Here is a 13632-nt window from a genome sequence, read left to right on the forward strand (position 1 = left end):
GTAAATACCATTCCGTCATCTTCCTGCAACACCCGCCGAGCCCCCCAATGAATGCAGCCACTTACGTCATCCCGCTTCCGCCCCAGGCTTCGCTCCCCGTCGTCGGCGAGGCAGGCCGCTATCCGGTGCGCCGCATCTGGTGCGTCGGCCGCAACTATCTCGAGCACATCCGCGAGATGGGCAATGACGAGCGCGCGCCGCCGTTCTTCTTCGCCAAGCACGCCGACATGCTAGTGCCCGATGGGGCCACGATTCCCTATCCGCCGCTGACCAAGGATCTGCATCACGAGGTCGAGTTGATCGTCGCGATGAAGAGCGGCGGGCTGAACATTCCCGCCGACAAGGCGCTCGATCATGTCTACGGCTACGCCGTCGGCATCGACCTCACCCGCCGCGACCTCCAGATCGCCTCGCGCAAGAAGGAGCGTCCGTGGGAGATCGGCAAGTCGTTCGACGGCTCGGCGCCCGCCTCCGCGGTGCAGCCGGCCTCGAAGATCGGCCATCCCTCCAAGGGCAAGATCTGGCTCACTGTCAACGGCAAGGAAGCGCAGAAGGGCGACCTCACCGAGTTGATCTGGAACGTGCCCGAAATCATCTGGCAGCTCTCGCAGCAGGTGAAGCTCGCCGCCGGCGACATCATCATGACGGGCACGCCGGCCGGCGTGTCGCAACTTCAGCCTGGCGACAAGCTCGAATGCGGCGTCGATGGCGTCGGCACGCTGAAGGTGTCGATCGGCCAGCCGGAATAGGCTGCACAAGACCTCGTAATCAAAAGGCCCCGGACATTGTCCGGGGCCTTTTTCATTCCGATCGCTCTACCAGGCCTTCACCGGCCGATTGGCGTGGCTCGCCTGCGGCACACCGCGGTTGAGCGACATGTGCGAATGCACGCACAGCCATCCCTCGGCACTCCTCGAAAATACCATCGTTGCCCGGCCCGGCCGTGGAAACGCGCTGCCATCGGGATGATAGCCGGTGCTGGTCCATGGCGCGATCACGGTCACCATCGTGCCGTCGGGGGATGCCAGGATCGAGGTCTGCTCGAGCACGAACTGAAAGTCGGTCGTCTTCGGCCAGACGTTGTCCCATTGGGACGAGACCCATTGATCGAGGCCCGGGATGACATCGTTATGCGTGCCGAAGGCTAGCACATCGGGATGGAAGAGCGGCCGCGCCGAGGCGTAGTCGACTTCGCGGACATAGCCTGAGAAGGTTTCCAGCCATTGGCGGAAGAATTGCACGGTCTCGGTGTTCGCAAGTGGCAACGGGGCCATTGCCTGCTCCTTGTTTGGCCGCTAAATCGCGGAAACCTTGTTGCCACGGACGGAACTGTGCAGCAAGATTCGCGGGTGGACCGGAGGGTCCCGCCGCAGAGACTGCATCAGAAAACGAGAGGATGTCTCGGATGTCGAACACGATCACGGAGCTCGAGGGTCTGCTGATGCAGCGCCCGCTCACCGACCCGCAGCTTGTCGCGGCTGCGGAGAAAGCTTCGGACTTCCGCATCCTGCCGGATGCGACCGTCATCAAGATCGGCGGCCAGAGCATGATCGATCGCGGCCGCTCCGCGGTCTATCCGATCGTCGAGGAGATCGTTGCGGCCCGTAAAGCCCACAAGCTCCTGATCGGAACCGGTGCCGGCACCCGCGCACGGCATCTCTATTCGATCGCCGCAGGCCTTCGCCTGCCGGCCGGCGTACTGTCGCAGCTCGGCGCTTCCGTGGCCGACCAGAACGCTGCGATGCTCGGACAGCTTCTTGCCAAGCACGGCATCTCCGCCGTCAGCAGCGCCGGGCTCTCCTCCGTGCCGCTGTTTCTCGCCGAGGTGAATGCCGTCATCTTCGCGGGCATGCCGCCCTATGGCCTGTGGATGCGTCCCGCGGCGGAAGGCGTGATCCCGCCCTACCGCACCGATGCCGGATGCTTCCTCGTCGCCGAGCAGTTCGGCTGCAAGGGGATGATCTATGTGAAGGACGAGAACGGCCTTTACACCGCGAACCCGAAAACGTCGAAGAACGCGACCTTCATTCCAAAAATCTCGGTTGCGGAGATGAAGGCCAAGGGCCTGCAGGACTCGATCCTGGAATTCCCGGTGCTCGATCTCCTCGCCTCGGCGCGCCACGTCCGCGAGGTGCAGGTCGTGAACGGCCTCGTTCCCGGCAATCTTACCCGTGCACTCGCGGGCGAGCATGTCGGCACCATCATCACCGCGAACTGAGGGGAGGACCGTCATGACTGTCACCAACCAGATCAAGCACGTCGCCTCGCCGCTCGCGCGCCAGACACTTCTGGACGGCGATCTCACCCGCCCCGTCGCCGGCAACCGGCCTATCAAGCTGCTACCCTGGCTGCAGGTCATCAAGATCGGCGGCCGCATCATGGACCGCGGCCACGAGGCGATCCTGCCGCTCGTCGACGAGCTGCGCGCGCTGCTGCCCGAGCATCGTATGCTGATCCTGACCGGCGCCGGCATCCGCGCCCGCCATCTTTACAGCGTCGGTCTCGACCTCGGCCTGCCGGCCGGCTCGCTCGCGCCGCTCGCCGCCAGCGAGGCCGGCCAGAACGGCCACATCCTGGCGAGCCTGCTTGCGCCGGAGGGCGTCTCCTATGTCGAGCACAGCACCATCGCGAGCCAGCTCGCGATCCACCTCCAGGCAGCGCGCGCGGTCGTCGGCAGCGCGTTCCCGCCCTACCACCATCACGAGTTCCCGACCACGCGCATCCCGCTGCATCGCGCCGACACCGGCGCATTCCTGCTCGCCGACGCACTTGGGGCCGCGGGCTTGACGATCGTGGAGGACGTCGACGGCGTCTACACCACCGATCCCAATGGCGCTGATGGCAAGAAGGCCGAGCTCTTGAAAGAGACCAGCTTCGCCGAGCTTGCGAAGCTGAAGGGCACGCTGCCGTTCGATCCCGCGCTGCTCGAGGTGATGGCGAATGCACGCCATATCGCGCGCGTGCAGGTGGTGAACGGCCTCGTGCCCGGACAGATCAGCGCGGCGCTACGCGGGCAGCATGTGGGGTCGATCATTCAGACAGGCGCCAAGCCGGCTTGATTGCGGCCGGAGCGTATCCATAAAAAGAAAGCCCCGGAGATCGCTCCGGGGCTTTTCTGCTTCCGAGATCGTAGGGCGGATTAGTCTTAATTCAGTGCCGAGAACACGATGAGGCCGAGGATCAACGCCGTCAGCGCGTATTTCAGCGTGTAGTAGACGTTGCGGTTCCACTCCTTGACCTTGCGGCTGCCGAGATGGATCTCGTAGAGCTTGCCGAACACCTTGTTGAGCACGCCGACGCTCTCGCCGTCGACGTTCTGGGTTGCCGACGCCTTGACGATGTGATGGCTGACCCAGCGGTTGATCGCGGTCATGAAGCCGTACTTCATCGGGCGCTCGACGTCGCAGAACAGGATGATACGGTTGACGTCGGTCGCATTCTCAGCGCTGTGAATAAAAGTCTCGTCGAACATGAAGGCTTCGCCGTCACGCCAGACGCATTCGACGCCGTCGACGAGGATCCGGCACTTGTTCGAGTTCGGCGTGACGAGGCCGAGGTGATAGCGCAGCGAGCCCGCGAACGGATCGCGGTGCGCGCCGAGCTTGCCGCCCGGCGGCAGCATCGCAAACATCGCGCCATGCACGCTCGGGATCGACTTCAGCAGCTCCACGGTCTTCGGGCACAGCGTATTCGCCGAGGGCAGGAAGTCGTCGTACCATTTCAGGTAAAAGCGTTTCCAGCCGCTCTTGAAGAACGAGTAGAAGCCCCAATCATTGTTCTTCGCTGCCGCGCGGATAAAGCCTTCGTCGAACAGGCGGACGGCCTCGTCGCGGATGGTCTCCCAGTTCTCGCTGAGCGGCTTCAGCTCCGGAAACTGCTCGACGGAGATGACGGGCTTGTTCGGCACGGCCGAGCCCGCATACATCAGCACATTGTAGGGGGCGAGATAGGTCGAGTGATCGCCGAGCTGGCGCGCGAAGCGCAGCCGCTGCTTGCCGCGGAAGTGAACGTAAATCGTCGAAGCCGCAAGCACATACAAAATGACGAGTTGCGGTGCAAAAAGCTGCTTTAGCATTTCCCCAAGTTCCCGAGTGACCCAACCGGGGACGTGATCTAACGCGACCCAGCCCGAGCGGCAAGATAATCGCCGCTGGGCTGCGTTCACGCTGGGGAGAGCGCGGGACTACAGATTGGGCCGAAACGGACCGAAAACGGCCGGTTTAGGCCCGGGACAACGCCTGAAGACCCTTGAAAGTCAGGCGCTTGGGGTCGGTGACGCCAGCGAGATAGAGCCGGCGAATAAAAGCGATGACGGCGTCGCGGTCGCAATCGGTCAGCGCGACGACGGCGTCGACCGCGATCTTCTGGGCTTCCATTGGGCTCACCTCGGCCTTGCGAGTAACCCCGGCCGAGACAGGCTAGGACTCATCCGTTAATCCGGCGTTAACCGTTCGGGACCATCGCCGATTCAGCCCGGCGACCGTATACGCAAAACAACGCATTGGCAGTTCGCGGCGCGACGACTCAACGAGCGCCAATGCTCTTCTTGAACTGTGCAAAGTGCTTCTTCAGACGGGGCACCGCAAAATCGGCGAACGCACGCACCTTCGGCACCGAGAGCCTACCTTGCGGAGAGATCAGGTTGACGGGCATCTCCGGATCCTCGTCGCTGGCAAGCAAGACCTCGAGTTCGCCGCGCGCGACCTGCTCGGCAACCTGATAGGAGTACATCCGCGCGATGCCGCGCCCAGCCACCGCGGAGGCAACCGCCGCATAGGTGCTGTTGACCATCAGGCGCGGCGTGAACTGGACCGTCCGCGGCACCGTTGAGTTCCTTGACGGCGCGAAGGTCCATGAATTCGGCAGATGCGCCATCGCCACGATCTGATGTTTGGCGAGATCGCCGGGCTCCGCGATGCGCGGATGCTGCTTCAGATACCGCGGCGCCGCGACCACGACCCGTCGGACCTCGCCGAGACGCATCGCCACCATCGCCGAATCCGCAAGCGGGCCGATGCGAAGCGCGATGTCGAACCCCTCCTCAATCAAGTTGACCGCACGGTCGAACAGCAGCAGCTTTGCCGAAACGGTCGGATAGGCGTCCAGAAACGCATCCAGGATCGGGCGCAGCACCATCTCGCCTGACACCACGGGCGCGGTGATCGTCAGCAGGCCACGCGGCGCGGCGCGCGGGCCGGCTGCAATGGCGTCGGCCTCTTCGAGCTCGGTCAGCACGCGCCGGCAGATCGCGACATAGCGCTCACCCTCCTCGCTCAGCTTGATCGACCGCGTGGTCCGGTGCAGCAGCTCGGCGCCGATCTGCCCCTCCAGAAAGGCGATGGCGCGGCTGACCGCCGCCGGTGAGCGACCGAGCTTGCGGCCTGCGGCCGCCAGGCTGCCCTCGTCGACCGCAAGGACGAACACCTTCATCGTATCCAGACGATCCATGCCTTCCCGCCGCCCCCTGAAATTCCGCTGGCAAATTAAGCCCTTGCCCGAACCTCGACAACTGCCGCCGGACGCCGACCCGGCATTCATACGCGCCGCGAAAGAGTGTCTGCCGGACAGCGCGTATTCGCAGCCGGGCCGCCGCGGCGTACCTCAACGCCCAGGCCAGCCAGTGCTGGCGCGGATCAACAACAGGAGCCCGTCATGGGTATCGAGCAGAAGGTTGCCATCATCACCGGTGCATCGCAGGGCATCGGCGCCGCCCTGGTCCAGGGCTTTCGCGATCGCAATTATCGCGTGGTCGCGACCGCGCGCTCCGTCAAGCCGTCAGGCGATGACGATGTGCTTGCCGTGCCCGGCGACATCGCCGACCGGAAGACGGCCGAGCGCGTGGTTGCGCAGGCCGTCGCCCGCTTTGGCCGTGTCGACACGCTGGTCAACAATGCCGGCATCTTCCTGGCAAAGCCGTTCACCCAGTACACTGCCGAGGACTATGCGGCGGTGATGGGGACTAACGTTGCCGGATTCTTCAACATCACGCAGCTCGCCATCGCCGAGATGGAGAAGCAGGGTTCTGGCCACGTCGTCCAGATCACGACCACGCTGGTCGATCAGGCCAACTCGAACGTGCCGTCGGTGCTGGCCTCGCTGAGCAAGGGCGGACTGAGCGCCGCGACCAGGTCGCTCGCGATCGAATACGCCAAGCGCGGCATTCGCGTGAACGCGGTTGCGCCCGGCATCATCAAGTCGCCGATGCACCCGGTCTCGACGCACGCCCAGCTCGGCGCGATGCACCCGGTCGGCCACATGGGCGAGATGTCCGACATCGTCGATGCCGTGCTCTATCTCGAGGGCGCCTCCTTCGTCACCGGCGAGATCCTGCATGTCGACGGCGGCCAGAGCGCCGGCCACTGACCGCGGAGCAGCACCATGCCCATCGTCACCATTCAAGTGACCCGAGAAGGAACGACGCCGGGAACGGCGTTGCTGACGGCGGAGGAGAAAGCCGCGCTGATCAAGGGCTCGAGCGAGCTGTTGCGCGACGTCCTCGGCAAGCCGCTCGATTCCACCTTCGTCGTGATCGAGGAAGTCGACACCGACAATTGGGGCTGGGGTGGCCTGCCCGCGCTGGAGTTCCGGCGCCGGCGCGCTAGCAAGACAGGATGATCCGCGCGCCATCGCGCGCGCAAGAGGATGACATGACCAACGCAGATACGAAGCAACACGTTGAGACCCGGCCGCATCCGCGGCCGGGATCAGATTCACAATCGACTTGGCGATATGCGGTGGCGGGACTATCCGCATCTCTGGTCGGACTTGGCCTCGCCCGCTTCTCCTACACGCCGCTGATCCCGGCCTTGATCGCCGCAAAGTGGTTCAGCGCATCCGACGTCGTCTATCTCGGCGCCGCGAACCTTGCCGGCTATCTCGCCGGCGCGCTCGCGGCGCGAGTTGTCGCCGCACGTATCGGCGCGGTGAACGCGCTGCGGGCGATGATGCTACTCGCAACGCTCTCCTTCTTTGCCAGCTCAGCGCCTGTGTCCTTCACCTGGTTCTTCGCCTGGCGTTTCCTGTCAGGCCTCACCGGCGGGATCATCATGGTGCTCGCGGCCTCCGTCATTCTGCCACACACCTCGCCCGCCCGGCGCGGCATCGTCGGCGGCGTGATCTTTGCGGGCGTCGGTCTGGGTGTCGCTGCATCGGGCACGCTGGTGCCGCTGCTGCTGCAACAAGGCTTGCAGCAGAGCTGGTATGGCCTCGGCGTCCTTTCGGCCGTGCTGACGCTCGCGAGTTGGTGGAACTGGCCTGCGGAGGCCAAGACTGACACTGCGCCTTCGCACCACGCGAAGCAGCGTCACACATCAACTGCCGCCCGCGCACTGATCATCCAGTACGGCCTCAACGCGGTCGCGCTGGTGCCGCACATGGTCTTCATCGTCGATTTCGTGGCGCGCGGCCTCGGCCAGGGTATTGCGGCGGGATCGCGCTATTGGGTGCTGTACGGCCTCGGCGCCATCGTCGGCCCGCTCGTGACGGGCCATCTCGGTGACCGCTCGGGATTTGGACCGGCCTTGCGCGCGGCCTTTCTGATCGAGGCGGCCGCCGTGCTGCTGCCGACCGTCAGCACCGCGCCGGCGTCGCTGATCGTGTCGAGCATCGTGGTCGGCGGCTTCACGCCGGGCATCGTGCCGCTGGTGCTCGGACGTATCCATGAGCTTGTTCCGCACTCGAGCGAGCAGCAGCGTGCGACATGGAGCCACGCTACGACGAGCTTTGCGCTATTCCAGGCGGCCGCGGCCTACGGCTTCTCCTGGATCTACGCGAACACCGGCGGCGACTATCTGGTCCTGTTCGCTCTCGGCGGCGGTGCCGTAGTGCTGGCGCTCGCGATCGACCTTGGCCTCGCGCTCACCACGCGCAAGGCATAGCAGCAACAGTGGCGGCGTGATCAGGAATATCGCATCACGCCGTCGTCGATCCGGCCGAAGCGCAAAGTGACGATGTCGAGCGCATAGTTCTGGTACAGCCGCCACGGCTGCTTCGAGCCCTGCTTCGGCATTTTTGCGACCGAGCGTTGCACATAGCCCGAGGTGAAATCGAGCGACGGCTGCGCGGTGATCTCGGGGTCGTCATTGTGCGGCATGGCTTGCCGGAAATTGTGCCGATCCATGTAGTTGATGAGCCGGCAGACATATTCGCAGGTGAGATCGCATTTCAGCGTCCACGACGCGTTGGTGTAGCCGAAGGCCGACGCCATGTTCGGCACGTCGGCATACATCATGCCCTTGTAGGTCAGCGTGCTCGCGAAATCGACGGCGCGGCCGTCGACACTGATCTCGAGGCCGCCGACGACCTGGAGCACCAAGCCCGTCGCCGTCACGATGATGTCGGCCGCAAGCTCGCTGCCGTCCTTCAGGCGGATGCCGTCGTGGGTAAAGGTGTCGATCTCATTGGTGACCACGGCGGCGCGCTTTTCGCGGATCGCCTTGAACAAATCTCCATCGGGCACGAGGCAGAGCCGCTGGTCCCATGGGTTGTAGCGCGGCGTGAAATGCGTGGCGATGTCGTAGTCCGGCCCCAGCGCCATCCGCACGCCGCCGAGGATCAGGTTCTTCACCTTGTCCGGCCGCCGCCGGCTGAGCTGGAAGAAGAACATCCCCCACATCACATTGCGCCAGCGGATCAGGTGATAGGCCAGCCGCGCCGGCAAATTGCGGCGCAATTTGTTGGCGACGGGATCCTGCGCCGGGCGCGACACCACATAGGTCGGCGAGCGCTGCAGCATGGTGACCTGCGCCGCTGTCTTGGCGAGCTCCGGCACCAGCGTCACTGCCGTCGCGCCCGAGCCGATCACGACGACGCGCTTGCCGGCGTAGTCGATGTCCTCGGTCCATTTCTGCGGATGCACGATGCGACCGGCGAAATCAGCCGCGCCGTTGAACTCCGGCGTGTAGCCCGCCTCGTATTTGTAATAGCCCGAGCACATGAACAGGAAATTGCAGGTGAAGCGCACGAGCTCGGTTGCGCCCTCGCCTGCGGTGCGCTCGACCTCGACAGTCCAGCGCGCCTCCTGGGTCGACCACGCCGCGCGCTTGACGCGATGACGGAAGCGGATGTGCGTCTCGATGCCGTTCTCGGCCGCGGTCTCGCGCACATAGTTCAGGATCTGCGACCCGTCGGCGATCGCCTTCGGATCGGTCCACGGCTTGAAGGAATAGCCGAGCGTGAACATGTCGCTGTCGGAGCGGATGCCGGGATAGCGAAACAGGTCCCAGGTCCCGCCGATGCAGTCGCGCCCCTCCAGGATGACGTAGCTCTTGCCCGGGCACTTGCTCTGAAGATGATAGCCCGCGCCGATACCGGACAGCCCGGCACCGACGATCAGCACGTCGAAATGTTCTTGTCGCATGGTTTCCTCCGCCGGGAGCGATTGTCCGCTGGTCGGAGGGGTCAGTCAACCGACCATGACGGAGAAGGACCTCGACGCTGCTCCGCCGCGACGGCGCAGAGCAGCACAAATGGCAGAACCAAGAACAACGGCCCAAGGGCCAGCCCGGTGAGGCTGGCGAGCGAGGCCGCCACCAACGGCAGCAGCAGTACCATCGCGATCCCGGCATCGAACCATTGAGCGCCGATTTGCGAATCCTGCCGAGCGTTCTTGAGCCATACGGTCACGAATGCTCCGAACACGAGGTCGTAGTCCTGCAGATAGGGCGTGGCGAGGCAGGTCCCGACGAGGACCAGGGCGTTGCGAATGTGCGCAGGATCGTTGCGCAGCCAAGTCCAACCAACGACCAGAGCCGCCACGACCGCGCAGACTGTCTGCAGCGCGTAGGACAACTCGACCCCGCCTCCCAGACGCCGAACCAACACGAACACCGAAACCATGCGGTGCCAGACCCCGGAGCCATCCTCGAGGATCACTGTGCGCAGCACCGACAGATTGTGCTGGTACTCCACCCAGACGGCGGGACCGAAGATCACGATGCTGGCAGCGATCAGCAGGAGCGCCGTGGCGCCGGCCGCGCCGATCACCCGCCAGCGCCGGCCCGCGATCATTGCAACAGGCAGCATCAATGCGAGGTGTGGTTTGTAGATCAGCAGACCAAACAGAATTCCCGCCATTGTCGGCCGGCGGTCGACCAGCAGGAGCCCGCCACCCAGGAGGGCTGCCGTCAATGCACCGTTTTGTCCGGTCAGCGCGTTGACGAACACGGCCGGCGCCGCGAGCGAGAGCACCAATGCCTTGTCGCCCGCAGCGAGCTTCAGCGCGCGATAAAAGCCGTACCAGGTCGACGCGAGCCATACGAAGAACGCAGGCACGTAGGGAAGGAGCGCGAGCGGCGCGGTGAGCAGCAGAAGAACCGGCGGGTAGGAATAGTGATGGAAATCGATCTGAGGCCCGCCTAACGAGGCCTGGAAATCATGGAAGGCGACGAAGTCGTAGACCTCGGCTGCACGGCCACGCAGCGCCAGATAGGCGCCCGACCAATAGTTGATGAAGTCCGCGCAGATCGGATCGCGAATGCCATCCGTCGGACCCACGCGCGCCCGGGCAACCAGATCGACCACGAAGGTGATTGCCGCAATGACAATCCAGCAATACGCGACAAGACGCAGCCGTTCCGGATTGAGCAGCTTCGTGACGGGCGCACGCAGCTGCGGAGCAGGAGGCTTTGCCGGCTGAGCTGCTGACGTCATTAGTTGGTATGCCGCTTGTTCGGACCGAACATGCAACAAGGCTCATTAGAGCCTGGTTAACAAGCCGCGAGACTCAACACCCTTGTGCGCCCAACCATGACCGCCACGAAAAAGGCCCCGGATCGCTCCGGGGCCTCTTTAACTCAGTACCGGTAGTGGTCCGACTTGTACGGACCTTCCTGCTTCACGCCGATGTAGTCGGCCTGGTCCTTGCGCAGCTCGGTGAGCTTGACGCCGATCTTGGCGAGATGCAGGCGCGCGACCTTCTCGTCGAGCGTCTTCGGCAGCACGTAGACTTCCTTCTTGTACTTGCCGTCCTTGTTGTTGGCGAACAGCTCGATCTGCGCCAGCGTCTGGTTGGTGAAGGACGCCGACATCACGAAGGACGGATGGCCCATCGCGTTGCCGAGGTTCACGAGGCGGCCTTCCGACAGCATGATGATGCGGTGCTTGTCGGGGAACTCGATCTCGTCGACCTGCGGCTTGATGTTGGTCCACTTCAGATTGCGCAGAGACGCGATCTGGATCTCGTTGTCGAAGTGACCGATGTTGCAGACGATCGCGCGATCCTTCATCGCGCGCATGTGCTCGATGGTGATGATGTCCTTGTTGCCGGTCGCGGTGACGAAGATGTCGGCGCGGGGTGCCGCGTCTTCCATGGTGGTGACTTCATAACCCTCCATCGACGCCTGCAGCGCGCAGATCGGATCGACTTCCGACACCATCACGCGGCAGCCAGCCTGGCGCAGCGACGCCGCCGAACCCTTGCCGACGTCGCCGAAGCCCGCGACCATCGCGACCTTGCCCGACATCATCACGTCGGTACCGCGGCGGATGCCATCGACCAGCGATTCACGGCAGCCATAGAGGTTGTCGAACTTCGACTTGGTGACGCTGTCGTTGACGTTGATGGCGGGCCACAGCAGCGTGCCGGCCTTCTGCATATCATAGAGACGATGCACGCCCGTGGTGGTCTCTTCGGAAACGCCCTTGATGCTCTTGGCGATCTCGGCGAAGTAGCCCTTCGGCTTTTCCTTGAGCTGCTTCTTCAGGAGCGCGAAGAAGACTTCCTCTTCTTCCGAACCCGGCTTGTCCAGGAACGCGGCGTCGCCGTTCTCGGCGCGCAGACCGAGATGGACGTACATGGTGGCGTCGCCGCCGTCGTCGAGGATCATGTTCGGGTGACCGCCACCGTGCCAGTCGAACAGTTTTGCGGTGTAGTCCCAGTATTCGGTCAGCGTCTCACCCTTGACCGCGAACACCGGAATGCCGGCGGCTGCGATCGCAGCCGCAGCGTGGTCCTGCGTCGAATAGATGTTGCAGGAGACCCAGCGAATGTCGGCGCCGAGCGCTGCCAGCGTCTCGATCAGCACGCCGGTCTGAATGGTCATGTGCAGCGAGCCGGCGATACGCGCGCCCTTCAGCGGCTGCTTCGGGCCGTACTCTTCGCGGGTGGCCATCAGGCCGGGCATCTCGGTCTCGGCCAGCGAGAGTTCCTTGCGGCCGAAATCGGCGAGCGAGATGTCCTTGACGATGTAATCGGTGAAGCCGGGCTTCGCGTTCATGTCTGTTTCCTAATCAGTGAGGCTGGCGTGTCAGTAGCAAGGCAAGCTGAACGCTATGTGGCACCATTTCTCCCTCTCCCCGTTCTTACGGGGAGAGGGCTGGGGTGAGGGGCTCTATCCAAGCACCGGGCTTGCGGAGAGTCCCCTCACCCGCCGCTTCGCGGCGACCTCTCCCCGCAAGCGGGGCGAGGTAAGAGCATCAGACCGCGCGCTTGAGCGCCTCGACGAGATCGGTCTTCTCCCAGGAGAAACCGCCCTCGTTGTCCGGCGTGCGGCCGAAATGGCCGTAGGCCGAGGTGCGCGCGTAGATCGGGCGGTTGAGATCGAGATGGCTGCGGATGCCGCGCGGCGTCAGGTCCATCGCCTTGGCGGCGGCCTTCTCGAGCTGGTCCTCCGAAACCTTACCGGTGCCGTGGGTGTCGATGTAGATCGACAGCGGACGCGCCACGCCGATGGCGTAGGCGAGCTGCAGCGTGCAGCGGTCGGCAAGGCCGGCGGCGACGATGTTCTTGGCGACGTAGCGCGCAGCGTAAGCCGCGGAGCGGTCGACCTTGGTCGGATCCTTGCCGGAGAACGCGCCGCCGCCATGCGGGGCCGCACCGCCGTAGGTGTCGACGATGATCTTGCGGCCGGTCAGGCCGGAATCACCATCGGGACCGCCGATGTAGAACTTGCCGGTGGGGTTGATGTGCCAGATGGTCTTCGGCGTGATCCAGTCCTTCGGCAGCGCCTCGCGCACATAGGGCTCGACGATGTCGCGGATCTGCTTCGACGAGATGTCCTCGACCAGATGCTGGTGCGACACCACGATCTCGCGTACGCCGACCGGCTTGCCGTGCTCGTACTGCACGGTGACCTGGCTCTTGGAGTCCGGACCGAGCACCTTCTCCTTGCCGGAATGACGGGCTTCGGAGATCAGACGCAGGATCTTGTGGGCGTAGAAGATCGGCGCCGGCATCAGGTCGGGCGTCTCGTTGGTGGCGTAACCGAACATGATGCCCTGGTCGCCAGCGCCCTCTTCCTTGACTTCGCCCGGCTGGAGCGCGTCGACGCCCTGCGCGATGTCGGCCGACTGCGGGTGCAGCAGGATTTCGATGTCGGCCTTCTCCCAGTGGAAACCGTCCTGCTCGTAGCCGATGTCCTTGATCGCGTCGCGCACGACGCTCTCGATCTGCTCGTTGGTGACGGACTTCGGACCGCGCGTCTCACCGGCGATCACCACCTTGTTGGTGGTCGCCAGCGTCTCGCAGGCGGCGCGGATCTGCCACGGATCGATGCCGGCTTTCGGCCCTTCCCGGTAGAACAGGTCGACGATTTCGTCGGAAATCCGGTCACAGACCTTGTCCGGATGGCCTTCGGACACGGATTCGCTGGTGAAAAGATAGGACGCGCGCATCAGTAACCCCTTGTTCCGCCG

14 protein-coding genes are annotated in these 13632 nt (G+C 64.2%); 6 read left to right on the top strand and 8 right to left on the bottom strand.

The features are described from left to right. Positions 1–47: 47 nt before the first annotated feature. A complete protein-coding gene (locus ACLFLU_RS28995; protein ID WP_426408163.1) occupies positions 48–749 on the top strand; it encodes a fumarylacetoacetate hydrolase family protein in 702 nt (233 codons plus the stop codon). Between the two features lie 66 nt (positions 750–815). On the opposite strand, the gene ACLFLU_RS29000 is transcribed toward ACLFLU_RS28995, so the two are convergent. Then, positions 816–1274: a YybH family protein gene (locus ACLFLU_RS29000; RefSeq protein ID WP_426408164.1), complete on the bottom strand. Its 459-nt coding sequence runs from the start codon at positions 1272–1274 to the stop codon at positions 816–818. Positions 1275–1405: 131 nt separating this feature from the next. On the opposite strand from ACLFLU_RS29000, the gene ACLFLU_RS29005 reads away from it, so the two are divergent. Next, positions 1406–2218 (top strand): uridine kinase, encoded by an 813-nt coding sequence (locus tag ACLFLU_RS29005; RefSeq protein ID WP_426408165.1) that lies wholly within the window; start codon positions 1406–1408, stop codon positions 2216–2218. A 13-nt stretch (positions 2219–2231) separates the two neighbouring features. Further along, a complete protein-coding gene (locus ACLFLU_RS29010) occupies positions 2232–3059 on the top strand; it encodes a molybdenum storage protein subunit alpha (RefSeq protein WP_426408166.1) in 828 nt (275 codons plus the stop codon). Positions 3060–3145: 86 nt separating this feature from the next. Here ACLFLU_RS29010 and ACLFLU_RS29015 read toward each other — a convergent pair whose 3' ends face one another. The 3 genes from ACLFLU_RS29015 to ACLFLU_RS29025 form a co-directional block, all read right to left on the bottom strand. Next, positions 3146–4075: an aspartyl/asparaginyl beta-hydroxylase domain-containing protein gene (locus tag ACLFLU_RS29015; protein ID WP_426408167.1), complete on the bottom strand. Its 930-nt coding sequence runs from the start codon at positions 4073–4075 to the stop codon at positions 3146–3148. Between the two features lie 145 nt (positions 4076–4220). Continuing rightward, complete coding sequence (locus ACLFLU_RS29020; RefSeq protein WP_014493894.1) at positions 4221–4376, bottom strand: hypothetical protein; 156 nt, start codon at positions 4374–4376, stop codon at positions 4221–4223. Positions 4377–4524: 148 nt separating this feature from the next. Continuing rightward, on the bottom strand, positions 4525–5448 hold the full coding sequence (locus ACLFLU_RS29025) for a LysR family transcriptional regulator (RefSeq protein ID WP_426408168.1): 924 nt from the start codon (positions 5446–5448) through the stop codon (positions 4525–4527). Between the two features lie 204 nt (positions 5449–5652). On the opposite strand from ACLFLU_RS29025, the gene ACLFLU_RS29030 reads away from it, so the two are divergent. From ACLFLU_RS29030 to ACLFLU_RS29040, 3 genes are read left to right on the top strand one after another with little or no spacing between them, the layout of a single operon-like run. Beyond that, on the top strand, positions 5653–6363 hold the full coding sequence (locus ACLFLU_RS29030; RefSeq protein WP_426408169.1) for an SDR family NAD(P)-dependent oxidoreductase: 711 nt from the start codon (positions 5653–5655) through the stop codon (positions 6361–6363). A gap of 15 nt (positions 6364–6378) precedes the next feature. After that, a complete protein-coding gene (locus ACLFLU_RS29035) occupies positions 6379–6615 on the top strand; it encodes a tautomerase family protein (RefSeq protein WP_426408170.1) in 237 nt (78 codons plus the stop codon). A 32-nt stretch (positions 6616–6647) separates the two neighbouring features. Continuing rightward, positions 6648–7877 carry an MFS transporter gene (locus tag ACLFLU_RS29040; RefSeq protein WP_426408171.1) on the top strand — a complete coding sequence of 410 codons (1230 nt, stop codon included), beginning with the start codon at positions 6648–6650 and terminating at the stop codon, positions 7875–7877. A gap of 20 nt (positions 7878–7897) precedes the next feature. On the opposite strand, the gene ACLFLU_RS29045 is transcribed toward ACLFLU_RS29040, so the two are convergent. The 4 genes from ACLFLU_RS29045 to metK form a co-directional block, all read right to left on the bottom strand. Continuing rightward, on the bottom strand, positions 7898–9358 hold the full coding sequence (locus ACLFLU_RS29045) for a flavin-containing monooxygenase (protein ID WP_426408172.1): 1461 nt from the start codon (positions 9356–9358) through the stop codon (positions 7898–7900). 41 nt (positions 9359–9399) lie between these two features. Further along, positions 9400–10650, bottom strand: coding sequence for a glycosyltransferase family 87 protein (locus ACLFLU_RS29050; RefSeq protein WP_426408173.1), 1251 nt, complete (start codon positions 10648–10650; stop codon positions 9400–9402). Positions 10651–10793: 143 nt separating this feature from the next. Then, positions 10794–12215: an adenosylhomocysteinase gene (ahcY, locus tag ACLFLU_RS29055; protein ID WP_200473127.1), complete on the bottom strand. Its 1422-nt coding sequence runs from the start codon at positions 12213–12215 to the stop codon at positions 10794–10796. A 199-nt stretch (positions 12216–12414) separates the two neighbouring features. Next, the gene (metK, locus tag ACLFLU_RS29060) at positions 12415–13611 is read right to left on the bottom strand and encodes a methionine adenosyltransferase (RefSeq protein WP_426408174.1); all 1197 of its coding nucleotides are present in this window, start codon (positions 13609–13611) and stop codon (positions 12415–12417) included. Positions 13612–13632: the final 21 nt, after the last annotated feature.

The sequence above is a fragment of the Bradyrhizobium ganzhouense genome, assembly GCF_049949285.1.
GTDB lineage: Bacteria > Pseudomonadota > Alphaproteobacteria > Rhizobiales > Xanthobacteraceae > Bradyrhizobium > Bradyrhizobium ganzhouense.

Coding starts and splice junctions, on each gene's coding strand:
- ACLFLU_RS28995 (WP_426408163.1), top strand. CDS start 48: ATGAATGCAGCCACTTACGTCATCCCGCTTCCGCCCCAGGCTTCGCTC.
- ACLFLU_RS29000 (WP_426408164.1), bottom strand. CDS start 1,274: ATGGCCCCGTTGCCACTTGCGAACACCGAGACCGTGCAATTCTTCCGC.
- ACLFLU_RS29005 (WP_426408165.1), top strand. CDS start 1,406: ATGTCGAACACGATCACGGAGCTCGAGGGTCTGCTGATGCAGCGCCCG.
- ACLFLU_RS29010 (WP_426408166.1), top strand. CDS start 2,232: ATGACTGTCACCAACCAGATCAAGCACGTCGCCTCGCCGCTCGCGCGC.
- ACLFLU_RS29015 (WP_426408167.1), bottom strand. CDS start 4,075: ATGCTAAAGCAGCTTTTTGCACCGCAACTCGTCATTTTGTATGTGCTT.
- ACLFLU_RS29020 (WP_014493894.1), bottom strand. CDS start 4,376: ATGGAAGCCCAGAAGATCGCGGTCGACGCCGTCGTCGCGCTGACCGAT.
- ACLFLU_RS29025 (WP_426408168.1), bottom strand. CDS start 5,448: ATGGATCGTCTGGATACGATGAAGGTGTTCGTCCTTGCGGTCGACGAG.
- ACLFLU_RS29030 (WP_426408169.1), top strand. CDS start 5,653: ATGGGTATCGAGCAGAAGGTTGCCATCATCACCGGTGCATCGCAGGGC.
- ACLFLU_RS29035 (WP_426408170.1), top strand. CDS start 6,379: ATGCCCATCGTCACCATTCAAGTGACCCGAGAAGGAACGACGCCGGGA.
- ACLFLU_RS29040 (WP_426408171.1), top strand. CDS start 6,648: ATGACCAACGCAGATACGAAGCAACACGTTGAGACCCGGCCGCATCCG.
- ACLFLU_RS29045 (WP_426408172.1), bottom strand. CDS start 9,358: ATGCGACAAGAACATTTCGACGTGCTGATCGTCGGTGCCGGGCTGTCC.
- ACLFLU_RS29050 (WP_426408173.1), bottom strand. CDS start 10,650: ATGACGTCAGCAGCTCAGCCGGCAAAGCCTCCTGCTCCGCAGCTGCGT.
- ahcY (WP_200473127.1), bottom strand. CDS start 12,215: ATGAACGCGAAGCCCGGCTTCACCGATTACATCGTCAAGGACATCTCG.
- metK (WP_426408174.1), bottom strand. CDS start 13,611: ATGCGCGCGTCCTATCTTTTCACCAGCGAATCCGTGTCCGAAGGCCAT.